This is a genomic window from Pseudomonas sp. GOM6 (assembly GCF_029537485.1).
GTDB lineage: Bacteria > Pseudomonadota > Gammaproteobacteria > Pseudomonadales > Pseudomonadaceae > Aquipseudomonas.
In genome coordinates this window covers 227,807-253,765 of record NZ_JARPUS010000004.1, presented here as the reverse complement: position 1 = coordinate 253,765, position 25,959 = coordinate 227,807, and the positions used below count along the sequence as shown (strand labels likewise).

Here is a 25,959-nt window from a genome sequence, read left to right as displayed (position 1 = left end):
CCAGCCGACACATCACCTTAAAGCGGCCAGAAGGCGCGGATACCGGCCACGCCCTGAGCGCCGATCTGCCAGGCGCGCTCGCGGTCGTCCGGCCCCACGCCACCCAGCAGATAGGCGGGAATATTGCTCTCGCGCAGCAATTTCGCCGCCTGCTCCCAGCCCAGCGGTGTCGCCTCGGGGTGAGTCTGCGTGGCCTGCAGCGGTGACAGGGTGACGAAGTCGACGCCCATGCGCGCCGCCAGCGCCAGCTCCTCCGCACCGTGACAGGACGCCGCCAGCCAGCGCTGGCCCGGAAAAGGCCGACCGTGGGGCGCGTACTTGCGCAGTTGTTCGGCGGTCAGGTGCCAGCCGGCGGCCGGAAAATCGCCGAGCCACTCCAGCGGCCCCTTGAGCATCAGCTGCGCCTTGCCGGCGCACAGGCCCTGTACGTCCACTGCCAGGTCACGGTACTGCGGGTCGAACATATTCGGCGCGCGCAGCTGGATCAGCTTCGCCCCCGCCGCCAGGGCGGCGCGCACGCCACGCAGCAGCTCGGCCGGCCCGAGGCCGTCCGGGGTAATCAGGTAACTGTCGGGCAGGCGCGCCGCAGCCACTATCGGCTGGTTGGCGGCCGGGAACTCATAGTCGAGCAGCTCACGCTCGCTGGCCCAGGCCAGCGGCTGCCCCTCGGCGCCATGAGGTTCACCGCTGAAGGCACTCACCTCCCAGACATCCAGCAGCACCTGCTTGTCCGGATAGTCGTGGTGCACCTGAATCAGCGGCCGGGCCGCTTCGACGCGAATACCCAGTTCCTCGTGCAGCTCGCGTGTCAGGGCATTGCGCACCTGCTCGCCGGCCTCCACCTTGCCTCCGGGAAACTCCCACAGGCCACCCTGGTGCTGGCTGGCAGCCCGTTTGGCGATCAGTACGCGGTCATCGGCGCCGCGGATCACCGCGGCAGCCACATGCACTCGCTTCATGCTTTGTTCTCCATTTCCTGCAAACCGGCCTGATACCAACGCTGAAAGGCCGACCATTGATAAATTGTCGTCACGTAGGCCTGCGCCTCCTGCGGCAGCACCACCCGGTAACTGCGCAGGCGCGCCGCCACGGGAGCGAAGAAGGCATCGGCGATGCTCGCTTGGCCGAACAGGAAGGCGCCGTCCTGACCGTACTGCTCGCGGCAGCTCTGCCACAGGGCGCAGATGCGCGCGATGTCCGCCTGCACCTCGGCTGGCACCTCGGCCAGGGCCTGATCACGGCTCAGATCCATCGGCAAATGGCTGCGCAGAGCGACGAAGCCGCTGTGCATCTCCGCGCACGCCGAGCGAGCCAGGGCACGGGCCGCCTGACCACGGGGCCACAGGTGCGCCTCGGGGAAACGCTCGGCCAGGTACTCGGCGATGGCCAGTGAGTCCCAGATCACCCCGTCTTCGCTTTTCAGTACCGGCACCTTGCCGGTAGGCGAATGCTGCAGCAAATGCTGCCGGCTCTCGGGGCCATACAGCGAGACCTGGACTTCCTCGTAGGGCGCGCCAGCCAGCTCCAGCGTCAACCAGGCGCGCAGCGACCAGGACGAGTAGTTCTTGTTGCCGATGACCAGGATCAGGGACATGGAGCTCTCCAAATCAGGTGGGTTGAACCGACCTTAAGAGCGCCACAGGCCAATAGCAAATTCCCGGTAGTCATGGGGCCATGACTACCGGGAATCCGGATACCACCCAGCGCTACGCGTGGATCAGGTGCGGTATTCCGCGTTGATCTTCACGTACTCGTGGGAAAGGTCGGTGGTCCAGATGGTTTCGCTGCAGGTGCCGCGACCCAGCTCGATACGGATGGTGATTTCCTCGCGCGCCATCACCGCCGCGCCCTGCGCCTCGGTGTAGGTGGAGGCGCGGCCGCCCTGGCTGGCGATGCACACCTCGCCGAGGAACACGTCGATCTTGCTCACGTCCAGGCTCGGCACGCCGGCATAGCCGACGGCGGCGAGGATGCGCCCCCAGTTGGGATCGGAGGCAAACAGTGCGGTCTTGATCAGCGGCGAGTGAGCCACGGCATAACCGACATCCAGGCACTCCTGGTGGGTGCCACCGCCATTGACCTGCACGGTGACGAACTTGGTCGCGCCCTCGCCATCACGGACGATGGCCTGCGCCACTTCCATGAACACCTCGAACACCGCCTGCTTGAGCTTGGCGAACAGCTCGCCGGAAGCGCTGGTGATTTCCGGCAGCGCCGCCTGGCCGGTGGCGATCAGCATGCAGCAATCGTTGGTCGAGGTATCGCCATCGATGGTGATGCGGTTGAACGACTTGTTCGCCGCATCGCGCACCAGGTCCTGCAGCACGCTGCGCGCCACCTTGGCATCGGTGGCGATGTAGCCGAGCATAGTGGCCATGTTCGGGCGGATCATGCCGGCGCCCTTGCTGATGCCGGTCACGGTCACGGTCACGCCGTCATGCACGAACTGACGGCTGGCGCCCTTGGGCAGGGTATCGGTAGTCATGATGCCGGTAGCCGCTTCGGCCCAATGATTCTCGTCCAGGTCATCCAGCGCGGCCTGCAGGGCGCCTTCGATCTTCTCCACCGGCAGCGGCTCGCCGATCACCCCGGTGGAGAACGGCAACACAGCGCCTTCGGGCACGCCGGTCAGCGCGGCCAGGGCGGCACAGGTGCGGCGGGCATTGGCCAGCCCGTCCGGGCCGGTACCGGCGTTGGCATTGCCGGTGTTGGTCAGCAGGTAACGCACTTCACCCTGCATACGCTCGCGGGTCACCAGCACCGGCGCCGCGCAGAAGGCATTGGTGGTGGTCACCCCGGCCACGCGCGAACCTTCGGCGCAGCGCATCACCACCACGTCCTTGCGCCCGGGGCGCTTGATGCCGGCAGAGGCAATACCGAGTTCGAAACCGGGAACCGGGTGCAGAGTAGGCAGGGGACCAAGACCGACGGCCATGTGGAACGCTCCTTCGAAGGCAGTGCAGATGCCGCGACACGCGGCTGAGGTTGGAAAAACGCCGCGAGCGGCAGAGCCGGTCGCGGCGTTGTCTATATAGCAGGCCCGGCCTGGATCAGCTCAGCTGACCGTGGCAGTGCTTGTACTTCTTGCCGGAGCCGCAGGGGCAGGGCTCGTTGCGACCGATCTTCGGCTCGCTACGTACCGCGCTGGCCACTGCCACGTCGCCCTCGGCCTCCGCTGCTTCGGCTCCTGGCATGGCCGAAGCTTCGGCATGCTGGAACTGCATGCGCTCGGCCATGGCTTCGGCCTCACGACGCAGACGCGCCTCTTCCTCGGCCGGATCCTCGCGACGCACCTGAACATGGGACAGTACGCGAATGGTGTCGCGCTTGATCGAGTCGAGCAGCTCCTGGAACAGGGTGAAGGACTCGCGCTTGTATTCCTGCTTGGGGTTCTTCTGCGCATAGCCGCGCAGGTGAATGCCGTGGCGCAGGTGGTCCATGGTCGCCAGGTGGTCTTTCCACAGGTCGTCGAGCACGCGCAGCAGCATCTGCTTCTCGAAGGTACGCAGGGCCTCGGCACCCGCCAGGGACTCCTTCTCGGCATAGGCGGTCAGCAGCTCCTGGAGAATGCGCTCGCGCAGGGTCTCCTCGTACAGCTTCTCGTCTTCATCGAGCCACTGCTGGATCGGCAGCTGGATGGCGAAATCGCTGTTCAGCGCCGCTTCCAGGCCCTGGATATCCCACTGCTCGGGCAACGACTGCGGAGGGATATGGGCGTCAATGGTGGCGGCCAGCGCTTCTTCGCGGAACTCGATGATGGTTTCGCCAACATCGCTGGACGCCAGTAGGCTGTTGCGCATGTGGTAGATCACCTTGCGCTGCTCGTTGGCCACATCGTCGTATTCGAGCAGTTGCTTGCGCATGTCGAAGTTACGTCCCTCGACCTTGCGCTGGGCCTTCTCGATGGCGTTGGTCACCATGCCGTGCTCGATGGCCTCGCCGGACTGCATACCCAGGGCCTTCATGAAGTTCTTCACCCGGTCGGAGGCGAAGATGCGCATGAGGTTGTCTTCCAGCGACAGGTAGAAGCGACTGGAGCCCGGGTCACCCTGGCGGCCAGCACGGCCACGCAGCTGGTTGTCGATACGGCGCGACTCGTGGCGCTCGGAAGCGATCACATGCAGACCGCCAGCTTCGATGACCTGCTGATGGCGCTTCTGCCACTCGGCCTTGATCTGTGCGATCTGCTCTTCACTCGGGTTCTCCAGGCTGGCCACCTCGGCCTCCCAGTTGCCGCCAAGGAGAATGTCGGTACCGCGGCCGGCCATGTTGGTAGCCAGTGTCACGGCACCTGGACGACCCGCCTGAGCGATGATCTCGGCTTCCTTCTCGTGGTACTTGGCGTTGAGCACCTTGTGCTCGATACCGGCCTGCTCCATGAGCTTGGACACGTACTCGGAAGTCTCGATGGACGCGGTACCGACCAGGATCGGCCGGCCCTGAGCCTGGCTTTCCTTGATGTCGGTGATGATCGCCTGGTACTTCTCTTCCTGGGTCAGGTAGACCAGGTCGTTGTAGTCCTTACGGGCAATCGGACGGTGCGTCGGAATCACCACCACGTCGAGACCATAAATCTGGCGGAACTCGAAAGCTTCGGTGTCGGCAGTACCGGTCATGCCGGCCAGCTTGTTGTACAGGCGGAAATAGTTCTGGAAGGTGGTCGAAGCCAGGGTCTGGCTCTCGGCCTGGATGTTCACACCTTCCTTGGCCTCGATGGCCTGGTGCAGGCCTTCGGACAGACGACGACCGGGCATGGTACGGCCGGTGTGTTCGTCGATCAGGATCACCTGGCCGTTCTGCACGATGTATTCGATATTGCGATGGAACAGCTTGTGCGCCCGTAGGCCGGCATAGACGTGGGTCAGCAGGCTGAGGTTGTGCGCGGAGTACAGGCTCTCGCCCTCGCCCAGCAGGCCGGAGGCGGTGAGCATTTCCTCGACGTACTGGTGGCCGGATTCGTTGAGTTCGACCTGGCGGGCCTTCTCATCGATCTTGTAGTGGCCTTCCTGAGTAACGACGCCCTCCTCTTCCTCGATGTGCTGGGTGAGGCGCGGGATCAGCTTGTTGATCTCCATGTACAGACGCGAACTGTCTTCGGCCTGCCCGGAGATGATCAGCGGGGTACGCGCTTCGTCGATGAGGATGGAGTCCACTTCGTCGACCACGGCGAAATTCAGCTCGCGCTGGAACTTGTCTTCCAGGCTGAACGCCATGTTGTCGCGCAGGTAGTCGAAACCGAATTCGTTGTTGGTACCGTAGGTGATGTCGCTGGCGTAGGCGGCACGTTTCTCTTCCGGCGGCTGGAACGGGGTGACCACGCCGACCGACAGGCCGAGGAACTCATACAGCGGACGCATCCAGTTGGCGTCACGGCGAGCCAGGTAGTCGTTCACCGTGACCACGTGCACCCCCTTGCCGGACAGTGCGTTGAGGTACACCGCCAGGGTGCCCACCAGGGTCTTGCCCTCACCGGTGCGCATCTCGGCGATCTTGCCTTCGTGCAGGGTCATGCCACCGATCAGCTGCACATCGAAGTGGCGCATACCCATCACGCGCTTGCCGGCCTCCCGCGCCACGGCGAACGCTTCCGGCAGCAGCTGATCAAGGGTTTCTCCCTTGGCCAGGCGCGCCTTGAACTCTTCAGTCTTGGCTTTGAGTTGCTCGTCGGAGAGCGACAGCAGCTGCTCTTCCAGGGCGTTGATCGCGGTCACTGTCTTGAGCATGCGTTTGACTTCACGCTCGTTCTTGCTTCCAAAAAGTTTCTTCAACAGTGGCGCAAACATATCGACGGATTCTTCCACGCTGGGGGATGGAGAGCGGTGCCTGAGCACGACCCGGCAGCCAGCTCGGCTGCGTGCGAAAGGGGGCATTCTACCCGGAAACGTTGGTGAGAAAAGGGCGAACTCCCACACCACTGCCGCATACTGCCAGCAGACCGTTCAACTCTATATGGGGACGAGCGCCGACAGCTGCAAGGGCCTTTGCTAAGATGGCGAACATCTCCATCGAGCCCAATCAATGAACCCGCGTCCACCTGTCGCCAAGACTCCCAGCACCCTGCTACGCGAGCACCGCCCGCTGCAGGCGTTGTTCAGCGCCGCCCAGCGTCTGGAAAAGCTACAGGCACTGGTGGAAACGCAGCTGGAACCCGCGGCGCGCGAGCATTGCCTGGTGGCCAGCTGGCAAGCCGGCTGCCTGTTGCTACTGACCAGCAACGGCCACTGGGCGACTCGCCTGCACTATCAGCAGCGCCGGCTACAGCGCGCTCTGCAGCAACTGCCGGAATTCGCTGAACTGCAGAAGATTCAGGTGAAGGTACGCCCCCCAAATACCCAGGTAGCCTACCAGGGGCACACGGTCGAGTTGTCCCAGTCTGCTGCCGAAAGTCTCAACTGCGCAGCCGAAGGCATCCGCGATCCGAAACTACGCGCAGCACTGGAACGCCTGGCCCGTAACGCCAAGTAACGAGAAACGAAAAGGCCACCCGAAGGTGGCCTTTTGGCTACGCGAAAGATACCTGCACTTAGCCGGCCGCAACCGGGCGCATGTAGGAAATCGGCGCAGTGCTGGCGTCATCGAACACCACCACTTCCCAGGCATCCTTCTGCTCCATCAGCGTACGCAACAGGCGGTTGTTCAGCGCGTGCCCGGACTTGAAGCCCTTGAACTCGCCGATCAGGCTGTTGCCCAGCAGATAGAGATCGCCGATGGCGTCGAGGATCTTGTGCTTGACGAACTCGTCCTCGTAACGGAGGCCGTCTTCGTTGAGCACGCGGAACTCGTCCACCACGATGGCGTTATCCACGCTACCACCCAGCGCCAGGTTGTTCGAGCGCAGGAATTCGATGTCGCGCATGAAACCGAAGGTGCGTGCGCGGCTGACTTCCTTGACGAAGGAGGTGCTGGAGAAATCGACGCTGGCGGTCTGGGTACGACCGCGGAACACCGGATGATCGAAATCGATCTCGAAACTCACCTTGAAGCCGTCGAAGGGCAGGAAGGTGGCGCGTTTATCGCCCTCCTCCACGCTCACTTCGCGCAGTACCCGGATGAACTTCTTGGGGGCGTCCTGCTCTTCCAGTCCGGCGGACTGAATCAGGAATACAAAGGGACCGGCGCTGCCGTCCATGATCGGAACTTCGGATGCCGAGAGCTCGACGTAGGCGTTATCGATGCCCAGGCCTGCCATGGCCGAAAGCAAGTGCTCAACGGTATCCACCTTGACGTCACCATTGACCAGCGTGGTCGACATGGTGGTCTCACCGACATTCTCGGCGCGGGCGGGGATTTCCACGACCGGATCCAGATCGGTGCGACGGAACACGATACCGGTATCCACAGGGGCTGGCTTGAGGGTCAGGTACACCTTCTCCCCAGAGTGCAGGCCAACACCGGTGGCGCGGATGATGTTCTTCAGGGTGCGTTGTCTGATCATGGTTTTGGCTGCTTGTGCGCTTGTTGCGAACTGTTTTCAACAATGGGCGGCGATAATAGCAGAACCGCCCTTTGCTGAACACCAATCACCGATATACTCCTGATAGACAGCATCAATCAGCCTGACGACGCAGGAAGGCCGGAATATCGAGATAGTCCAGGTCATCCTGAGTATTCAGCTTGGCTGCTGCGGCACTACCGGCAAGGCTCTGACGCTGAACAGTCGGGCGCTCGTAGTCCTTGTAGTTGACGGCCGGCTGCTCGGCAGCACGCGGTGCGGCAGCGTTCAGGGTAGCGGCGGCAGACGGTGCAGCAGCCTGCACGGTATTGTCGATAACCTTGACCGGCTTCTCGATTCGCGCACCCAGGCCAGTGGCCACCACGGTCACATGCAGTTCGTCGCGCATGTCCGGATCGATCACCGCACCGACCTTCACGGTGGCGGCCTCGGAGGCAAACGCCTCGATGATCTCACCTACGGCGGCGTACTCGCCCAGGGACAGATCCAGACCAGCGGTGATGTTGACCAGGATGCCGCGGGCGCCCTGCAGGTTGACGTCTTCCAGCAGCGGGTTGCGGATGGCCGCTTCGGTGGCTTCACGTGCACGGTTCGGGCCGCTGGCGGCGCCAGTGCCCATCATGGCCATGCCCATCTCGCCCATAACGGTCTTCACGTCAGCGAAGTCGACGTTCATCAGGCCCGGACGCTGCATGATGTCGGAGATACCGCGCACCGCGCCGGAGAGCACGTCGTCAGCCTTGGCGAAGGCGGACAGCAGGCTGGCGTCCTTGCCGAGAATGGTCAGCAGCTTCTCGTTGGGGATGGTGATCAGCGAGTCGACGCACTCGGACAGGGCACGGATACCCTCGTCGGCGACCTGCATGCGCTTGCGACCTTCGAAGGGGAACGGACGGGTCACCACCGCGACGGTGAGGATGCCCATTTCCTTGGCCACTTCGGCAATGATCGGCGCCGCGCCGGTACCGGTACCGCCGCCCATGCCGGTGGTGATGAAGACCATGTCCGCGCCTTGCAGCACTTCGGCGATGCGATCACGGTCTTCCATGGCGGCCTGACGGCCGATTTCCGGGTTGGTGCCGGCGCCCAGGCCCTTGGTCACGCCTGGACCGAGTTGCAGCACACTGCGCGCGCCGACGTTCTTCAACGCCTGCGCATCGGTGTTGGCGCAGATGAACTCCACGCCTTCGACGTTGTTCTTGATCATGTGGTTGACAGCGTTACCGCCGCCGCCGCCCACGCCGATCACCTTGATCACTGCACTTTGAGGCGCGTTATCTACGAGCTCGAACATATCCCCTCTCCTTCCTTTTTAGTTTTATCGCCTACAACTACCGCGGGTTACACATCAGAAATTGCCCTGGACCCAGCGTTTCAGCCGTTCCAGTACAGGTGTCTTGGGTTCATCGCCAAACTGAATACCGGGGGTGTGATAGCCGTCGGCCTGCTTTTGCAGCCCGTACATCAACAGCCCCACGCCAGTGGAATAGATCGGGTTGCGCACTACGTCGGTCAGACCCTTGACGCTGTGCGGCACACCCAGACGCACCGGCATATGGAAAATTTCTTCAGCCAGCTCTACGGCACCTTCCATCTTGGCGGTGCCACCGGTCAGCACGATGCCGGCCGGTATCATGTCTTCGTAGCCACTGCGACGCAGCTCGGCCTGGATCAGGGTGAACAGCTCGTCGTAGCGCGGTTCGACCACTTCGGCCAGGGACTGGCGCGACAGGTCGCGCGGCGCGCGCTCACCGACGCTGGGCACCTTGATGGTCTCGCCGGCGCCAGCCAGCTTGGCCAGGGCGCAGGCGTAACGGATCTTGATCTCTTCGGCGTACTGGGTCGGCGTACGCAGGGCCATGGCGATGTCGTTGGTGACCTGATCGCCGGCAATCGGAATCACCGCCGTATGGCGGATCGCGCCCTCGGTAAAGATGGCGATGTCGGTGGTGCCGCCGCCGATGTCGACCAGACACACGCCCAGTTCCTTCTCGTCCTCGGTCAGTACCGAGTAGGCCGAAGCCAGCTGTTCGAGAATAATGTCGTCCACTTCCAGGCCGCAGCGGCGCACGCACTTCTCGATGTTCTGCGCGGCATTGGTGGCGCAGGTGACCACATGCACCTTGGCCTCCAGGCGCACGCCGGACATGCCCATGGGCTCGCGCACGCCTTCCTGGTTATCGATCACGTAATCCTGCGGCAGGGTGTGCAGTACACGCTGGTCGGCCGGGATGGCCACCGCCTGGGCAGCATCCAGCACGCGCTCGAGGTCGGCCGGGCTGACTTCACGGTCGCGAATGGCAACGATGCCGTGGCTGTTCAGACTGCGGATATGGTTACCGGCAATACCGACGAAAGCGGAGTGGATGCGGCAGCCGGCCATCAGCTGCGCCTCTTCGATGGCGCGCTGGATCGACTGCACGGTGGACTCGATATTGACCACCACGCCTTTCTTCAGGCCGCGCGACGGGCTGGTGCCGATGCCGACGATATCCAGCTCGCCATCGGCCGTCACCTCGCCCACCAGCGCCACCACCTTGGAGGTGCCGATGTCGAGGCCGACGATCATCTTGCCGCTCTGCACGTTTGCCATGACTTAACGTTCTCCTTGATTCATTGTGCGGCCGCGGCAACCGCCGCCGCTGGCGCCACCGGCTCACGCCAGGCCACTGCAAGGCCGTTGGCGTAACGCAGGTCGATGCGCTCGATATTCGTCATCTGCTGCTTCAGCACCTTGTCGTGGATGGCGGCAAAGCGCCGCATCTTGTCCACCAGGTGATCCCGGCCGAGGAGAATCTCCACGCCCTGGGCAGTACTGAGAAACCAGCTACCGTGCTCACGCAGCTCCAGACGGGTGATGGAAAAGCCCATCGGCCGCAGGAGCTGGCTGAGCACCTGATACTGCTGCATCACCTGCTGCTGGGCGCGCTTAGGACCCGACAACAGGGGCAAGTGTTCATAATTGGCCGCCTCGCTCGGACCGAAGGCGCGGCCCTGGTTGTTGAGCAGCGCCTCGGTGCCCCAGCGCGCCACCGGCAACTGCTCCTGCAGGCTGATGGCCACCTGATCCGGCCACACACGACGTACTTCGGCGTGAGCGATCCACGGCATCTGCTCCAGCTCGGCACGCATGCCGGCCAGGTCGACGGTAAAGAAGCTGGCCGATACAAACGGCGCGATGCGTTCCTGTACCGCCTGCTGGCTGATGTAACTCAGTTCACCCTGCACACTGATACGGCTAATCGGACGGTCGGCATAGGGAATCAGGCGCTGTGCCAGCTCATAGGTTCCCATGCCCAGGCCGAGCAGCATCAGCGGCCACAGCAAGCGCTTGAGCCCACTGAAATCCGGCCGCGGCAGACGCGCAGACAGCGGCTGTTTGGGCACCATCCGGCTCGCCCCGCGCGCGGCAATGGGCTGACGCCGAGAAGCGCCTCCCATGGGCTGCGGGTGACGGACAGTGGCAACCATGCTTAACCCCTCGCCTCCACGCTATCGGCCAGGATCGCCAGCACCAGTTGCTGGAAGTCCAGACCCGCCGCACGCGCGGCCATCGGCACCAGGCTGTGATCGGTCATGCCCGGTACGGTGTTGACTTCCAGCAACCAGAACTTGCCGTCGGCATCCTGCATCACATCGGCCCGGGCCCAGCCTTGGGTGCCGACGGCCTCGCAGGCGCGCGCGGTCAATTCTTTCAGTTCAGTTTCCTTCTCGGCCGACAGGCCGCACGGCACGCGGTACTGGGTATCGCAGGCCAGGTACTTGGCGTCGTAGTCGTAGAAGGTGTGCGGTGTGCCCAGGCCGATGGGCGGCAGCACTTCGCCGCGCAGCATGGCGACGGTGTACTCGGGGCCATCGATCATCTGCTCGACCAGCACCTGCGAGTCGAACTGACTGGCGTCCTTCCAGGCAGCAATCAGTGCCTCCACATCGGTCACCTTGGCCATACCGATGCTCGAGCCCTCGTGCGCCGGCTTGACGAACAGCGGGAAGCCCAACTCGGCAGCTGCAGCCCGGCAGTCCTCTTCGCAGGCCAGGGTGGCATGGGCAGGCGTCGGCAAGCCCAGGCTCAGCCAGACGCGCTTGGTCCGCAGCTTGTCCATGGCCAGAGCAGACGCGAGGATACCGCTGCCGGTGTAAGGAATACCGGCGCACTCCAGCAGGCCCTGCATGGAGCCATCCTCACCGCCACGACCGTGCAGCACGATGAAGGCGCGGTCGATCTTCTCGGCGCTCAGGCGCTGCAGGAAGTCGTCTCCCACGTCGATGCCGAACGCGTCCACACCCGCCGCCTGCAAGGCTTCCAGTACGGCAGCGCCGGACTTCAGCGATACCGCACGCTCGGCGCTCTTGCCGCCGAACAGCACGGCAACACGGCCGAAGGCCTTGGGATCGAGGGTGGAATGCAGACTCATTTCGACTCACCTTGAACAGCAAACAGCGGGTGCTTGATCAGTTGCGGGGCCACGCCGCCGATATCGCCGGCGCCCTGGCACAGCAGGATGTCACCGGCGCGCAGCAGCGGCTTGATGATCGGGGCCAGATCGGCACCACGCTCGACGTAGATCGGATCGAGCTGGCCGCGCTGGCGGATGCTGTGGGCCAGCTGGCGGCTGTCGGCGCCGGGGATCGGCTCTTCGCCGGCCGGGTAGACCTCCATCAACAGCAACACGTTGGCGTCGCCCAGCACCTGGACGAAGTCGTCGTAAAGGTCGCGGGTACGACTGAAACGGTGCGGCTGGTACAGGATCACCAGGCGGCGCTCCGGCCAGCCGCCACGTACCGCCTTGATCACCGCTGCCACTTCGCGCGGGTGGTGACCGTAATCATCGACCAGCATCACGCTGCCACCGTCGACCGGCAGCTCGCCGTAGACCTGGAAGCGTCGGCCGACCCCCTGGAAGCCCGACAGGCCCTGGACGATGGCGGCATCTTCGATGCCTTCGTCGCTGGCGATGGCGATGGTGGCCAGCGCGTTCAACACGTTGTGATTGCCCGGCATGTTCACCGACACATCCAGCGGCTCACGGCCCGGACGCAGCACGGTGAAGAAGGTCTGCATGCCCTGCTGGCGCACGTTGATGGCGCGCACGTCGGCATCTTCGGCAAAACCGTAGGTCACGGTCGGGCGGGCCACCTGCGGCAGCAGCTCACGCACCACAGGGTCATCCACGCAGAGCACGGCCAGGCCGTAGAACGGCAGGTTGTGCAGGAATTCGATGAAGGTCTTCTTCAGGACGTTGAAGTCGCCGCCATAGGTGCTCATGTGGTCGGCGTCGATGTTGGTGACCACCGAGACCATCGGCTGCAGGTGCAGGAAGCTGGCGTCGCTCTCGTCGGCCTCGGCGATCAGGAAGCGGCTGCCACCCAGCTGGGCGTTGGTGCCGGCAGCGTTCAACCGGCCACCAATGACGAAGGTCGGGTCCAGGCCGCCAGCGGCGAATACTGAGGCCAGCAGGCTGGTGGTGGTGGTCTTGCCGTGGGTACCGGCAACGGCAATGCCGTGGCGGTAGCGCATCAGTTCGGCCAGCATCTCGGCGCGCGGCACCACCGGAATACGGCGTTCCAGGGCAGTAGCCACTTCCGGGTTGGCGGTGTTGATGGCGCTGGACACCACCAGCACGTCGGCCTGCTCGGCGTTCTCGGCACGGTGGCCAATGAAGATATGCGCGCCGAACTTTTCCAGACGCTCGGTCACGGCCGAGGCCTTGAGGTCAGAGCCGGACACTTCATAGCCCAGGTTGAGCAGCACCTCGGCGATGCCGCACATGCCGGCACCGCCGATACCGACGAAGTGGATGCGGCGAATCCGGCGCATACGGCGGATTTCGGAGCGGGCAGCAGCGGGAGACTTAGCCACGGGCCACCTCCAGGCAGATTTCCACCACCGTGCGGGTGGCATCGGGCTTGGCCAGGCTGCGCGCGGTGCGGCCCATGGCTTGGAGTTTTTCTGGGTGCATCAGAACCTCGGTCAACTGCGCGGCGAGTTTGTCCGCGTCAGTGGCATGTTGCGGCAGAAGGATGGCGGCGCCCTCCTTCGCCAGATAGTCGGCATTGCGGCTCTGGTGATCGTCGATCGCGTGCGGCAGCGGCACGAGGAAGGACGGCAGGCCGGCGGCGGCCAGTTCGCTGACGGTCAGCGCGCCAGCGCGGCAGATCACCAGATCGGCCCAAGCGTAAGCACGGGCCATGTCCTTGATGAAAGGTGCAACCTCGGCTTCGACCGCCACTTCGCGATAACGCTCCGCCGTGATCGCATCGTGTTGCTTGCCCGCCTGATGGAACACCTGCGGGCGCAGCTCGACCGGCAGCTTGGCCAGGGCGGCGGGGATCAACTTGTTCAACGGCTCGGCCCCCAGGCTGCCGCCCAGCACCAGCAGACGCGGCTTGCGGCCGGCCAGGGCGTCGCGCGGGGTTTCCAGGAACAGCTCCTCGCGCACCGGATTGCCAGTGGTGCGCAGCTTGGCGCGCCGGCCGAAGGTATTCGGGAAGGCTTCACAGACACGGGCGGCGAACGGCACCAGGCTGCGGTTGGCGGTGCCGGCCACGGCGTTCTGCTCGTGGATCACCAGCGGCGCGCCGTTCAGGCGTGCCGCCAGGCCACCCGGCCCGGTGACGAAACCGCCCATGCCCAGTACGCAGACCGGCTGCAGTTCGCGCATCACCCTGCGGGCCTGCCACAGAGCGCGTACCAGCTGGAACGGTGCCTTGAACAGGGCCAGCTTGCTCTTGCCACGCAGACCGGTCACCTGAATGTGGTGCAATGGCAGATCCGCTGCCGGCACCAATTCGTTCTCGATGCCGCGCGGCGTGCCCAGCCAGTGCACGGCATAGCCACGGGCCTTGAACTCGCGGGCACAAGCCAGTGCCGGGAACACGTGGCCGCCAGTGCCGCCAGCCATGATCAGGACGTTACCGCGCATGCTTGACCTCCTCGGTGTCGAAGAAGTCCGACTCGCTGAATTCGATTTCCTCGCTGCCCAGCGAGGTACGGCGCTCCCACTCGATGCGCAGGAGCATGGCCAGGGACACGCAGCAGATGATCAGCGAGCTGCCGCCGTAGCTGAGGAACGGCAGGGTCAGGCCCTTGGTCGGCAGCAGGCCGACGTTCACACCGATATTGATCAGCACCTGGCCGATCCACTGCATGGCGATGCCGTAGGCCACATAGGCCGAGAAGAACTGCTTGGCCTTCTCCGCCCACAAGCCGATGTACAGCGCGCGCACGGCAACGAACACGAACAGGCCGACGGTGACCAGCGCCCCGATCATGCCCAGCTCCTCGGCCAGCACGGCGAAGACGAAGTCGGTATGCGCTTCGGGCAGGTAGAACTGCTTCTGGATGCTGTTGCCCAGCCCCACGCCGAACCACTCGCCACGGCCGAAGGCGATCAGCGCCTGGCTCAGCTGGTAACCGGCACCGTACTGGTCGGCCCAGGGATCGACGAAGTTGGTCAGGCGCTCCAGGCGATAGGCCTGGCTGGTCATCACCAGGACACCAGCAGCCAGCACCACACCGACCAGAGGAATGAAGCGCAGCAGGTTGATGCCACCGAGGAACAACATGGCGATGCACGAGCCGACCAGCACCACAGTTGCGCCGAAGTCCGGCTCGGCCAGCAGCAGGGCGGCCATCGGACCGAGTACCAGCATTGGTTTGAGGAAGCCGGACAGCTTTTCGCGCACTTCTTCCTGGCGACGTACCAAGTAGCCGGCGATGAACAGTACAGTGAACAGCTTGGCCAGCTCGGAGGGCTGTACGTTGAACATACCGAAGCCGATCCAACGCTTGGCGCCGTTGACCTCACGACCGATCCCCGGGATCAGCACCATGATCAGCAGGGCGAAGGCGATCAACAGCAGGCTGGCGCCATAGCGCTGCCAGAAGGCCATGGGAATCATCAGCGTAACGACCGCCGCGCTGATGCCGATGGCCAGATAAATCAGATGGCGGATCATGTGATACAGCGGGTTGCCCGAGAGCATCGCGGCCACTTCCGAACTGGCCGAGGTGATCATCACCAGGCCCAGGCCGAGCAGGGCCAGACAGCCGGCCAGCAGCGGGAAGTCGAGGTCGACGCCGCGCGAGGTGCGCAGCGGCGACGGGGCGGCGAGCAAGCGGGCGATCAGGCTCATTGCAGGGCCTCCGCCGCCTGGGCGAACAGGCGCCCACGCTCTTCGAAATTCTTGAACATGTCCAGACTGGCGCAGGCTGGCGACAGCAGCACGGCGTCGCCCGATTCGGCCAACTCGGCACTGCGCTGCACGGCCTCGTCCAGGGTCTGCACCCGCAGCAGTGGCGCGGCATCGCCCAGGGCGGCGGCGAGCAGCTCGGCATCGCGCCCCAGCAGCACCACGGCGCGGCAGAACTTGGCCACCGGCGCCTTCAGCGCGGAGAAGTCGGCACCCTTGCCATCGCCGCCGGCGATCAGCACCAGCTTGCCGGCGATATCGGCGCCCAGGCCTTCGATCGCAGCCAGGGCGGCGCCGACGTTGGTGGCCTTGGAATCATCGTAGTAACTCACGCCACGCAGCTCGCGCACCCACTGGCAGCGGTGCGGCAGGCCGGCGAAACCGCGCAGGGTATCGAGCATGGCGGCAAAGGGCAGGCCGACGGCATGGCCCAGGGCCAGGGCCGCCAGGGCGTTGGACTGGTTGTGCGCGCCACGGATCTTCAGTTCGGCGGTCGGCATCAGCGCCTCGAACTGGAAGGCCAGCTGCTTCTCACCGTGCTCTTCGATCAGACCGAAACGTTTGAAGTCCGGCTTGCCCAGCCCGAAGCTCCAGCACGGCACCTGGTCGGCGATCAGCGGACGCGACAGGGCATCGTCGCGATTCACCACGACCTGACGGGCGCCGCGGAAGATGCGGTGCTTGGCCAGGTGGTACTGGGCCATGCCATCGTAGCGATCCATATGGTCTTCGCTGATATTCAGGCAGGTGGCGACCTCGGCGCCAAGGCGCTCGGTGGTCTCCAGCTGGAAGCTGGACAGTTCCAAGACGTACAGCTCAACTTCGTCGCTGAGCAGGTCCAGCGCCGGGGTGCCGATATTGCCACCGACCGCGACCTTCCTGCCGGCGGCTGCCGCCATCTCACCCAGCAGAGTGGTGACGGTGCTTTTGGCATTCGAGCCGGTGATGGCGACGATCGGCGCCTTAGCATGGCGGGTGAACAGGTCGATATCGCCGGACATCTTCACGCCACGCGCGGCGGCTTCACGCAGCGCCGGGGTGGCCAGGGCCAGGCCGGGGCTCACGTAGAGCTCCGAGGCGCGGCAGAGGAAATCGACGTCCAGCTCGCCGCAGCGCACTTCCACTTCGGGATAGTCGCGCTGCAGGGTCGCAAGCTCCGGCGGGTTCGCGCGCGTATCGGCCACGGCGAAGCGCACGCCCTGCTGCGCCAGGAAGCGCACCAGGGACATGCCGCTCTTGCCGAGGCCGACAACGATGCGGAACTGGTCGGAAGCGATCAGCGACACTCTCTATTACCTCAGCTTCAGGGTGGCCAGGCCAACCAGGACGAGAATTACGGTGATGATCCAGAAGCGCACGATCACGCGCGGCTCAGGCCAGCCTTTGAGTTCGAAGTGGTGGTGGATCGGCGCCATGCGGAACACACGCTTGCCGGTGAGCTTGAAGCTGGCGACCTGGATCATCACCGACAGGGTTTCCATGACGAACACGCCACCCATGATGAACAGCACGATTTCCTGGCGGACGATCACGGCGATGGTGCCCAGCGCGGCGCCGAGGGCCAGCGCGCCCACGTCGCCCATGAATACCTGGGCCGGATAGGTGTTGAACCAGAGGAAGCCCAGGCCGGCACCGACCAGCGCGGCGCAGAACACGATCAGCTCACCGGCGCCCGGCACGTAGGGAATCAGCAGGTACTGAGCGAAATTGATGTTGCCCGACAGGTAGCAGAAGATCGCCAGCGCGCCGGCCACCATCACGGTCGGCAGGATCGCCAGGCCGTCGAGGCCGTCGGTCAGGTTCACCGCGTTGCTGGTACCGACGATGACGAAGTAGGTCAGCACCACGAAGCCCACGCCCAGCGGCAGCGCCACGTCCTTGAGCAGCGGCACGATCAGGGTGGTTTCCACTGGGCTCTGTGCGGTCATGTAGAGGAAGACGGCGGCGGCCAGGCCGAACACCGATTGCCAGAAGTACTTCCAGCGGCTCGGCAGGCCACGCGAGTTCTTCTCGATCACCTTGCGGTAGTCATCGACCCAGCCGATGGCGCCGAACAGCAGGGTCACAGCCAGCACTGTCCAAACGTAGCGATTGCTCAGATCGGCCCAGAGCAGCGTACTGACGGCGATGGCGGTGAGGATCAGCGCGCCACCCATGGTCGGCGTGCCCTTCTTCGACAGGTGCGACTGCGGACCGTCATTGCGCACGGCCTGACCGATCTGGCGAATTTGCAGGGTGCGGATCATCCACGGGCCGAGCCACAGCGACAGGGCCAGGGCCGTGAGCACGCCGAGAATGCCGCGCAGGGTCAGGTACTGGAAGACCCCGAAGCCGGTGTGGAACTGTTGCAGGTACTCCGCCAGCAGCAGCAGCATGATTAGTGAGCCTCCCCGGATGCCCGTTGCAGCAAGGCGTCGGCGATGTTCTCCATCGCTGCGCTGCGCGAGCCTTTAATTAGAATGGTGGTTTCACCCGACTCGCCGCGAAGCGCTTCGATCAGGCTGGCTTGATCGGCAAAATGACGGCCATTTTCGCCGAAAGCCGCCACAGCATGTGCCATCAGCGGCCCTACGGCATACAGGGCATCGACCTTGCCGGCGGCGTGTGCGCCGACATCGCGATGGCCCTGCTCGGCCCACTCGCCCAACTCGCCCATATCTCCCAGCACCAGGACGGTGCGACCGGAGAAGGCGGCGAGTATATCGACTGCCGCGCACATGGAAAGCGGGTTGGCGTTGTAACTGTCATCGATTACCCGTACGCCGTTCGGCGCCAGGTCAGCCACGGCGCGGCCCTTGACTGGCTGCAAAGCTTCCAGACCAGCCTTGATCCCGACCAGCGGCACGCCAAGGGCATACGCGGCAGCCGCCGCAGCCAGGGCATTGGCCACGCTGTGCTCACCGAGCAGGTTGAGCTGGATACGCACCTCGCCAGCAACGCCGGCCAGGGCGAACCCGACGCAACCCCGCGCATCGCGCCAGAGTTCCTTGGCATGCACATCGGCCGACTGATCGTGCAGGGCGAAGCTCAGTACCCGGCGACCGCCGTTGCGTGCCTGCCAGGTGGCGAAGGCCTTGTCGTCGCGATTGAGCACGGCAATACCCTGCTCACCCAAGCCTTCGAGGATCTCGCCCTTGGCCTGGACGATCTTCTCCGGCCCGCCGAACTCGCCGACATGGGCCAGTCCGGCATTGGTGATGATGGCCACGTCCGGACGGGTCAGGCCGACGGTATAGGCGATCTCGCCGACATGGTTGGCACCCAGCTCGATGACCGCGCCAACATGCTCGGGCGCCAGTTCCAGCAGGGTCAGCGGCGCGCCGAGGTCATTGTTCAGGTTGCCACGGGTAGCCAGCACCGGACCGCCCAGGCCGGCGCGCAGGATGCTGGCGAGCATCTCCTTGACCGTGGTCTTGCCGCTGGAGCCGGTCACGGCGGCCAGCGGTTTGGTGAAAGCAGTGCGATTCAGTGCACCGAGCTGGCCGAGTGCGATACGGGTATCGGCCACCACCAACTGCGGCAACGGTGCGTCCGGCAGCTCACGCTGCACCAGCGCGGCGACCGCACCCTTGGCAGCAACGTCCACCAGGTAGTTGTGACCGTCGAAGTTCGGCCCGACCAAGGCGATGAACAGCTGGCCGGCCGCGATCTTGCGGCTGTCAGTGGACACCGCAGAAAACGCCACGTCGGCACCGACCAGGCGACCATGCACAGCGGCGCAGACTTCGCTCAAGAGCAGCGGCTTAAGCATGGGCGTCCTCCCAGGCCTGCAGGGCCTTGGCGGTCTCTTGCAGATCAGAGAACGGATGGCGCACGCCAGCGATCTCCTGATAATCCTCATGCCCCTTGCCAGCGAGCACCACCACATCGCCGACCTGAGCTTTGGCGATCAGCCGAGCGATGGCATCGGCGCGGCCATGCACGAACTCGACGACTTCGGGCTTAACAAACCCGGCGCGGATATCGGCGATGATTTGCGCCGGGTCTTCGCTACGCGGATTGTCGTCAGTGACCAGCACGGCGTCAGCCAGACGCTCGGCCACGGCTGCCATCAGGGGACGCTTGCCACGGTCGCGATCGCCACCACAGCCGAACAGGCACAGCAAGCGACCGGTCACGTGCGGCCGCAGCGCTTCCAGCACTTTTTCCAGAGCATCCGGGGTGTGCGCGTAGTCGACCACCACCAGCGGCAGGCCCTCGCCGCCGAAACGCTGCATGCGGCCCACCGGCCCTTGCAAACGCGGCATCACCGAGAGGATTTCATCCAGCGGATAACCCAAGCCCAGCAATGCACCGACCACGGCCAGTAAATTGCTCAGGTTGAAGCGACCCAGCAGCGGGCTGCGCAGCAGGCCTTCACCCTGTGGAGTGACCAGACGGGCCTGCACGCCGTGGTCGCCAAAACTGGCCTCGCGACAGAACAAATAGGCAGAGGCATCTTCCAGGCTGTAACCGATCAGGCGCGACTCGCGCGACTGCGTTGCCAGCTGGCGCCCAAACTCATCGTCCAGGTTGATCACCCGGCACTTCAGCTCCGGCCAGCTGAACAGTTTGGCCTTGGCCGCGCCGTAGGCCTCCATGGAGCCGTGGTAGTCCAGGTGATCACGAGACAGATTGGTGAACACCGCCACATCGAAGTCCAGCGCCGCCACACGACCCTGATCCAGACCATGGGAGGAAACCTCCATGGCCACGGCGCGGGCGCCGGCATGCTTGAGCTCCGCCAGGGTCGCCTGCACGGCGATAGGGTCTGGCGTGGTGTGCCGGCCACTCTGCAGGGCCTCGTAGAAACCGGTACCCAGGGTTCCGACAATGCCGCAGCGCTCACCCAACAGATCGAGGGCCTGCGCCACCAACTGACTGACGCTGGTCTTGCCGTTGGTACCGGTCACACCGACCAGTCGCAGGGCGCGGCTGGGTTCGCCATAGAAACGCCCGGCAATGGCCGACAGCTGACCGACCAGACCTTTGATCGGCACCAATTCGGCGCCTTTGGCGCTGACCACTGCGGCGCCCTCGGCTTCGTAGGCCACGGCGGATGCACCACGCGCGATGGCATCGGCGATGTGCGCGCGACCGTCCTGAGCCAGGCCGGGTACAGCGAGGAACAGATCGCCCGGACGCACCTTGCGGCTGTCCAGCGTCAATTCGCGGATCAGTACGGCACTGCTGGCCTGTACCAAGAGTTGGCTGAGGGGCATGGGCATCAGATTCGCCCTCCCGGAGTCGTGGCCGCAGTAACAGTTTGCGGCTGAGCAGCGGCCGGATCGACCGGCGGCGGCAGGTTGTCGGGGGTAATGTTCATCAGGCGCAGAGAGCCAGCCATCACCTTGCTGAAGACCGGAGCGGAGACCAGACCACCGAAGTAGCCATCCTTGCTCGGCTCATCGACCACGACGAACATGGCGATGCGCGGATTGGAGCTCGGCGCGAAACCGGCGAACATCGAGCGATAGGCGTTGGCGGTGTAGCCCTTGGTACCGACGCTGGCCTTGCGCGCGGTGCCACTCTTGCCAGACACGTGATAGCCAGGCACCTGGGCGCGGTAGACACCACGCGGCGCCTCGATCACCTGCTGCAACATACCTTGCAGGGTCTTGGCCACCTGCTCCGACACCACCTGGGCACCGACCGGCTGACGATCCACACGCGTCATCGACAGCGGCAGCGCCTTACCGTTGTTAGCCAGGGTGGCATAGGCATGAGCCATCTGAATGGCAGTCACCGAGACACCGTAGCCGTAGGAGAGAGTCGCAGTCTCGGCCTTGCGCCATTCGCGGTAACTAGGCAGCTCGCCAACGCGCTCGCCGGGGAAACCCAGGCCGGTATCACGGCCGAAGCCCAGCTTACTCATCATGTCGTGAATGCTTTCGCCACCGATGTCGAAGGCGATCTTGCTCATGCCGACGTTGGACGAGTTGATCAGAATGCCGGTCAGGTCCAGGACCGGCCCCTGGGTTCTGGACACGTCCCTGATGGTGTAGCGGCCGATCTGCAGCGAGCCCGGATAAACCTCGACCTTGTCTTCCGGCTTCCAGCGCCCGGTCCCCAGGGCCGCAGCCATGGACAGCGGCTTAACGGTCGAGCCTGGCTCGAACACGTCGATCATGGCGCGGTTGCGCATCGCCGCCGGCTGCAGGGTGCGACGGTTGTTCGGGTTGTAGGACGGTTGGTTGACCATGGCAAGAATTTCGCCGGTCTTCACGTCGATCATCACCAGACTGCCAGCCTTGGCGCCCTGCTCGATCAGCGCATTGCGCAGCTCGCGGTGGGCCAGGTACTGCAGGCGCAGATCGATAGATAGCGCCAGGGTCTTACCGGGCTTGGCGTTCTGGGTAACCTGTACATCCTTGATCAAACGGCCACGGCGATCCTTGAGCACCTGACGTTTGCCGGGCACACCGGCCAGCCACTCCTCGAAGGCCAGCTCGACACCTTCCCGCCCGCGATCATCGACGTCAGTGAAGCCCACGACATGCGCAGTGACCTCTCCCGCGGGATAGAAGCGACGGAACTCCTCCAAGCCGTACACGCCCGGCACCTTGAGATCGAGCACGCTCTGCCCCTGCTCCGGAGTCAGGCCACGCACCAGATACATGAACTCACGGGCCTGCGCCTGGGTCAGGCGCTTGGCGAAGGATTTGGGCTCCTGCCCCAGCGCTGCCGCCAGATCGGCCCAGCGATCCTGCGCCTTGAATAGCTCCTTGCCATTCGCCCACAAGGTGGTGACCGGAGTACTGACTGCCAGTGGCTCACCATTGCGATCAGTAATCAGGCCACGGTGCGCCGGAATCGGGATATGCCGCACGCTGCGCGCATCGCCATGCGCCTGCAGAAAGTCATGGTCGATTACATGCAGATCGACGATACGCCAGGCGATGGCGCCCACCATCAGGGCCAACAGGGCCAATACCAAGCGGAACCGCCAGGGATAGAGAGCGCCTTCGAGACCGATCATGGCGCCACCATCTGCACTTCGGCCGGCTCGGGGATACGCATGCGCAACTGCTCGGAAGCCAGAGCCTCGATACGGTTATGGGCAGTCCAGGTGCTCTGCTCCAGCACCAGACGCCCCCACTCGGCCTGCGCCTTATCGCGCACGCTCAGCTCGGCATACAGCGCATTGAGCAGCTGACGATTCCAGTGCGCACAGTAAGAGACGGCAATGGCCGACAGCAGCACGGCGCCGAACAACATCACCAGCAGCAGGCTGCCAGGCGGCATGGGTTTGGCGTAGAGGCGGCTCATCGCAGCTTCTCCGCCACACGCATCACCGCGCTGCGCGAGCGCGGGTTGGCCTTGAGCTCGGCTTCGCCGGCATAGATCGGCTTGCCGATCAACTTCAGGCGCGGCTCGAAGGCCTTGGGAATGATCGGCAGGTCACGCGGCAGGTTGTCCGCCTCACCTTTGGCCTGCCGTTTCATGAACTGCTTGACGATGCGGTCTTCCAGGGAGTGGAAGCTGATCACCACCAGACGCCCACCGACGGCCAGGGTCTCCAGCGCCGCCTCGAGGCCACGCTCAAGATCACCCAGCTCGTTGTTGACGTGAATGCGCAACCCCTGGAACGCCCGGGTCGCCGGGTTCTTGCCTTTTTCCCAGGCCGGATTGGCCTCGGTGAGCACGGCAGCCAGATCGGCGGTACGCTCGAACGGCTTGAGCGCGCGACGCTCCACTACGGCGCGCGCCATGCGCTTGGCGAAACGCTCCTCACCATACTCCTTGAATACACGGGCAATCTCGTCGGCGCTGGCGGTCGCGATAAATTCGGCAGCACTGATACCGGCATCCGGATTCATGCGCATATCCAGCGGGCCGTCATTGAGGAAGCTGAAGCCCCGCGCGGCATCATCGAGCTGCGGCGAGGACACGCCGAGATCCAGCAGAATGCCGTCGACCTTGCCCTGCAGCCCCCGCACCAGAGCCTCGTCGCCCAGCTCGGCAAAGCTGCGCTGCACAACGACGAAGCGGCCGTCTTCGGCCGCCAGTGCATTTCCGCTTGCGATTGCCAATGGATCCTTGTCGAACCCGAGCAACCGGCCGTTGCCCCCGAGGCTCTGCAGAATCAACCTGCTGTGCCCCCCCCTGCCAAAAGTGCCATCGAAGTAGCAGCCGTTCTCGCGCACGGCGAGAGCCTCGACAGCCTCGTCGAGCAGCACGGTGATATGGCGGAAGCTGCTGGTCATGGTCACAGGATCAGGTCACGGAGGTCGTCCGGCAGAGCACCGGGTTGTTTGATGGCAGCCAGGTCGGCATCGGCAAGCGCGTTCCAGGCATCTTCGTTCCACAGTTGGAATTTGTTCAGCTGACCGACCAGCATCGCGTGCTTGTCCAGGCCAGCGTGCGCACGCAGACGCGGAGGCACGAGAAAGCGACCACTGCCATCGAGTTCGATGTCCACGGCGTTACCAATCAACAGACGCTGCAGGCGGCGGGTTTCTTCACGCAGGGAAGGCAGGTCGCGGAGCTTGGCTTCGATCAGCTCCCACTCCGGCAGGGGGTACACGCACAGGCAGGGATCGACAGCGTCGATGGTGACGATGAGCTGCCCAGAGCAACGCGAAACGAGCTCGTCACGATACCGACTTGGCATCGCGAGTCGCCCTTTGGCGTCGAGACTGATGGCGTTAGCTCCACGAAACACGTCTGCGCTTCCCCACTCCGATTAGCTTTCCATGCCCTTCTGACCCACTTTTTTCCACTTTGTGCCACTTCGACACACTATAGGAATGCAGCCGCCTTAGCGTCAAGGCGCGCCAGAAGGGAAAAATCCTTACAGGACGGTGGTTTAGCGATTTAAAGGGGGGGGTTTAAGAAGGAAAACGAAGTTTTTCGAAAGGCGAATTTCAGCGAGCTCATGAAGCTGAACTTCGAACTTAAAGTAATTTCTCAAGAGTAAGATTTTTTCGGTATTGCGGAGGGGAACAGATAGAAGAGAAGAGAGGAGAGTCGATCTGTAAGCCGGGTTCTGTCGAGGACAGTCATTCCTCTACGACGCACATCACTGTACGCCTCTAGCAACCTACCCGGTTCCAGCGCGGGCCACGCCAATGGAACCCTATTTGGTCTTGCTCCGAGTGGGGTTTACCTAGCCACGAACTGTTACCAGCCGTGCGGTGCGCTCTTACCGCACCTTTTCACCCTTACCGGCGCCGAAACGCTTAGGCGGTTATTTTCTGTGGCACTTTCCGTAGGCTTGCGCCTCCCAGGCGTTACCTGGCACTCCGCCCTATGGAGCCCGGACTTTCCTCCCCCTTCTTACGAAGGCAGCGACTGTCCGATCGACTCTCCGCTGCCAAGGGTAACGAGACAACCCCCTCAGGACAAGCTCAAGCACCCTTTTGCCGATCAAGCGCCGCCTGATAGAGCAGATTCTTGCGCACCCCGGTGATCTCCGCAGCCAGTGCCGCAGCGCGCTTGAGCGGCAGCTCGGCCAAGAGCAGGTCAAGCACGCGCAGCGCTTCACCACTGACCGCATCCTCGCCTTCCGGCGCCTGCCAACCCGCGACCAGAATCACACATTCACCACGCCGCTGATTGCTATCGGCCGCCACCCACTCATACAGCTCACCCAACGGCAAGCCCTTGAGCGTCTCGAAAGTCTTGGTCAGCTCGCGCCCCAGCACGGCCAGGCGCTCGGGACCGAAAACATCACGCATGTCGGCAAGGGACTCCAGCAGGCGATGCGGCGCCTCGTAGTAAATAAGCGTGCGGGCATCTTCTCGGGCCTGCTCCAGCTTCGCCCGCCGCCCCACCGTCTTGGCCGGTAGAAAACCCTCGAAAGCAAAGCGATCCGAAGGCAAACCGGCAGCCGAGAGTGCAGCAACCAGTGCACAGGCACCTGGCACCGGCACAACGCGAATACCTGCTGCTCGCGCGGCCCGAACGAGATGGAAGCCGGGGTCGGAAATCAGCGGCGTGCCGGCATCGGAGATCAGCGCCACATCCTCACCCGCCTGCAGCCGCGCCAGAAAACGTCCACCCTGATCACGCTCGTTATGCTCGTGACAGGCTGCCAGGGCCGTCGAGATACCAAAATGCTGAAGCAAGCGCTGCGAGTGTCGCGTGTCTTCGGCAGCAATCAGCGCCACTTCGGCCAGCACACGCAAGGCCCGCGCACTGATGTCATCGAGGTTACCGATCGGCGTGGCGACCACATAAAGGGTGCCGGTAGCGGCTGGAGCAGCGGGAAGGCTCAAGAAAACACCTCGACAATTACGCAAAGCGCGCATTGTAGCCCGTTTCCCACCCCCGACATCGCACCCATCGCGGGGCGCAGGTACAATTGCACCTTCTTTACTGATCAGTACCGG

General features: G+C 64.0%; 22 protein-coding genes and 1 other RNA gene. 1 reads left to right on the top strand and 22 read right to left on the bottom strand.

The window, feature by feature from the left end; genetic code table 11:
• Positions 1–17: 17 nt before the first annotated feature.
• The 4 genes from P7A97_RS07095 to secA form a co-directional block, all read right to left on the bottom strand.
• Positions 18–959 (bottom strand): Nudix family hydrolase, encoded by a 942-nt coding sequence (locus P7A97_RS07095; protein ID WP_277689211.1) that lies wholly within the window; start codon positions 957–959, stop codon positions 18–20.
• Positions 956–1,594 carry a glutathione S-transferase family protein gene (locus tag P7A97_RS07090; protein WP_277689210.1) on the bottom strand — a complete coding sequence of 213 codons (639 nt, stop codon included), beginning with the start codon at positions 1,592–1,594 and terminating at the stop codon, positions 956–958. Before P7A97_RS07090 ends, P7A97_RS07095 begins: the two co-directional genes overlap by 4 nt.
• A 123-nt stretch (positions 1,595–1,717) precedes the next feature.
• Entirely contained in the window at positions 1,718–2,935 is a 1,218-nt protein-coding gene (gene argJ / locus P7A97_RS07085; RefSeq protein ID WP_277689209.1) for a bifunctional glutamate N-acetyltransferase/amino-acid acetyltransferase ArgJ, read from the bottom strand.
• Between the two features lie 115 nt (positions 2,936–3,050).
• Entirely contained in the window at positions 3,051–5,783 is a 2,733-nt protein-coding gene (gene secA / locus P7A97_RS07080; protein WP_277689208.1) for a preprotein translocase subunit SecA, read from the bottom strand.
• A 235-nt stretch (positions 5,784–6,018) separates the two neighbouring features.
• On the opposite strand from secA, the gene P7A97_RS07075 reads away from it, so the two are divergent.
• Positions 6,019–6,465: a DciA family protein gene (locus tag P7A97_RS07075; RefSeq protein WP_277689207.1), complete on the top strand. Its 447-nt coding sequence runs from the start codon at positions 6,019–6,021 to the stop codon at positions 6,463–6,465.
• A 58-nt stretch (positions 6,466–6,523) separates the two neighbouring features.
• Here the strand turns inward: P7A97_RS07075 and lpxC are convergent, their stop codons facing one another.
• The 18 genes from lpxC to rsmI form a co-directional block, all read right to left on the bottom strand.
• Positions 6,524–7,435: a UDP-3-O-acyl-N-acetylglucosamine deacetylase gene (gene lpxC / locus P7A97_RS07070; RefSeq protein WP_277689206.1), complete on the bottom strand. Its 912-nt coding sequence runs from the start codon at positions 7,433–7,435 to the stop codon at positions 6,524–6,526.
• A gap of 112 nt (positions 7,436–7,547) precedes the next feature.
• A complete protein-coding gene (gene ftsZ, locus P7A97_RS07065; protein WP_277689205.1) occupies positions 7,548–8,747 on the bottom strand; it encodes a cell division protein FtsZ in 1,200 nt (399 codons plus the stop codon).
• Between the two features lie 54 nt (positions 8,748–8,801).
• A complete protein-coding gene (gene ftsA, locus P7A97_RS07060; protein WP_277689204.1) occupies positions 8,802–10,046 on the bottom strand; it encodes a cell division protein FtsA in 1,245 nt (414 codons plus the stop codon).
• Between the two features lie 20 nt (positions 10,047–10,066).
• Entirely contained in the window at positions 10,067–10,924 is an 858-nt protein-coding gene (locus P7A97_RS07055; protein ID WP_277689203.1) for a cell division protein FtsQ/DivIB, read from the bottom strand.
• A gap of 2 nt (positions 10,925–10,926) precedes the next feature.
• Positions 10,927–11,868 carry a D-alanine--D-alanine ligase gene (locus P7A97_RS07050; protein ID WP_277689202.1) on the bottom strand — a complete coding sequence of 314 codons (942 nt, stop codon included), beginning with the start codon at positions 11,866–11,868 and terminating at the stop codon, positions 10,927–10,929.
• The gene (murC, locus tag P7A97_RS07045; protein ID WP_277689250.1) at positions 11,865–13,271 is read right to left on the bottom strand and encodes a UDP-N-acetylmuramate--L-alanine ligase; all 1,407 of its coding nucleotides are present in this window, start codon (positions 13,269–13,271) and stop codon (positions 11,865–11,867) included. Before murC ends, P7A97_RS07050 begins: the two co-directional genes overlap by 4 nt.
• Before the next feature lie 34 nt (positions 13,272–13,305).
• Positions 13,306–14,376, bottom strand: a complete 1,071-nt coding sequence (gene murG, locus P7A97_RS07040; RefSeq protein ID WP_277689201.1) for an undecaprenyldiphospho-muramoylpentapeptide beta-N-acetylglucosaminyltransferase — start codon at positions 14,374–14,376, stop codon at positions 13,306–13,308.
• Positions 14,366–15,589, bottom strand: coding sequence for a putative lipid II flippase FtsW (ftsW, locus tag P7A97_RS07035; protein ID WP_277689200.1), 1,224 nt, complete (start codon positions 15,587–15,589; stop codon positions 14,366–14,368). The genes murG and ftsW overlap by 11 nt, the downstream gene beginning before the upstream one ends.
• Positions 15,586–16,932, bottom strand: a complete 1,347-nt coding sequence (gene murD, locus P7A97_RS07030) for a UDP-N-acetylmuramoyl-L-alanine--D-glutamate ligase (protein ID WP_277689199.1) — start codon at positions 16,930–16,932, stop codon at positions 15,586–15,588. The genes ftsW and murD overlap by 4 nt, the downstream gene beginning before the upstream one ends.
• A 6-nt stretch (positions 16,933–16,938) precedes the next feature.
• Positions 16,939–18,021 carry a phospho-N-acetylmuramoyl-pentapeptide-transferase gene (mraY, locus tag P7A97_RS07025; RefSeq protein WP_277689198.1) on the bottom strand — a complete coding sequence of 361 codons (1,083 nt, stop codon included), beginning with the start codon at positions 18,019–18,021 and terminating at the stop codon, positions 16,939–16,941.
• 2 nt (positions 18,022–18,023) lie between these two features.
• Positions 18,024–19,397, bottom strand: a complete 1,374-nt coding sequence (gene murF, locus P7A97_RS07020) for a UDP-N-acetylmuramoyl-tripeptide--D-alanyl-D-alanine ligase (protein WP_277689197.1) — start codon at positions 19,395–19,397, stop codon at positions 18,024–18,026.
• Positions 19,390–20,853 carry a UDP-N-acetylmuramoyl-L-alanyl-D-glutamate--2,6-diaminopimelate ligase gene (gene murE / locus P7A97_RS07015; RefSeq protein ID WP_277689196.1) on the bottom strand — a complete coding sequence of 488 codons (1,464 nt, stop codon included), beginning with the start codon at positions 20,851–20,853 and terminating at the stop codon, positions 19,390–19,392. Before murE ends, murF begins: the two co-directional genes overlap by 8 nt.
• Positions 20,853–22,604: a penicillin-binding protein 2 gene (locus P7A97_RS07010; RefSeq protein WP_277689195.1), complete on the bottom strand. Its 1,752-nt coding sequence runs from the start codon at positions 22,602–22,604 to the stop codon at positions 20,853–20,855. The genes murE and P7A97_RS07010 overlap by 1 nt, the downstream gene beginning before the upstream one ends.
• A complete protein-coding gene (gene ftsL, locus P7A97_RS07005; protein ID WP_277689194.1) occupies positions 22,601–22,894 on the bottom strand; it encodes a cell division protein FtsL in 294 nt (97 codons plus the stop codon). Before ftsL ends, P7A97_RS07010 begins: the two co-directional genes overlap by 4 nt.
• Positions 22,891–23,832 carry a 16S rRNA (cytosine(1402)-N(4))-methyltransferase RsmH gene (gene rsmH / locus P7A97_RS07000; RefSeq protein ID WP_277689193.1) on the bottom strand — a complete coding sequence of 314 codons (942 nt, stop codon included), beginning with the start codon at positions 23,830–23,832 and terminating at the stop codon, positions 22,891–22,893. The genes ftsL and rsmH overlap by 4 nt, the downstream gene beginning before the upstream one ends.
• 2 nt (positions 23,833–23,834) lie before the next feature.
• A complete protein-coding gene (gene mraZ / locus P7A97_RS06995) occupies positions 23,835–24,290 on the bottom strand; it encodes a division/cell wall cluster transcriptional repressor MraZ (protein WP_043309109.1) in 456 nt (151 codons plus the stop codon).
• 297 nt (positions 24,291–24,587) lie between these two features.
• Positions 24,588–24,935: RNase P RNA component class A (gene rnpB, locus P7A97_RS06990), an RNA gene on the bottom strand.
• A gap of 40 nt (positions 24,936–24,975) precedes the next feature.
• Positions 24,976–25,878 carry a 16S rRNA (cytidine(1402)-2'-O)-methyltransferase gene (rsmI, locus tag P7A97_RS06985; protein ID WP_277689192.1) on the bottom strand — a complete coding sequence of 301 codons (903 nt, stop codon included), beginning with the start codon at positions 25,876–25,878 and terminating at the stop codon, positions 24,976–24,978.
• Between the last annotated feature and the right edge of the window lie 81 nt (positions 25,879–25,959).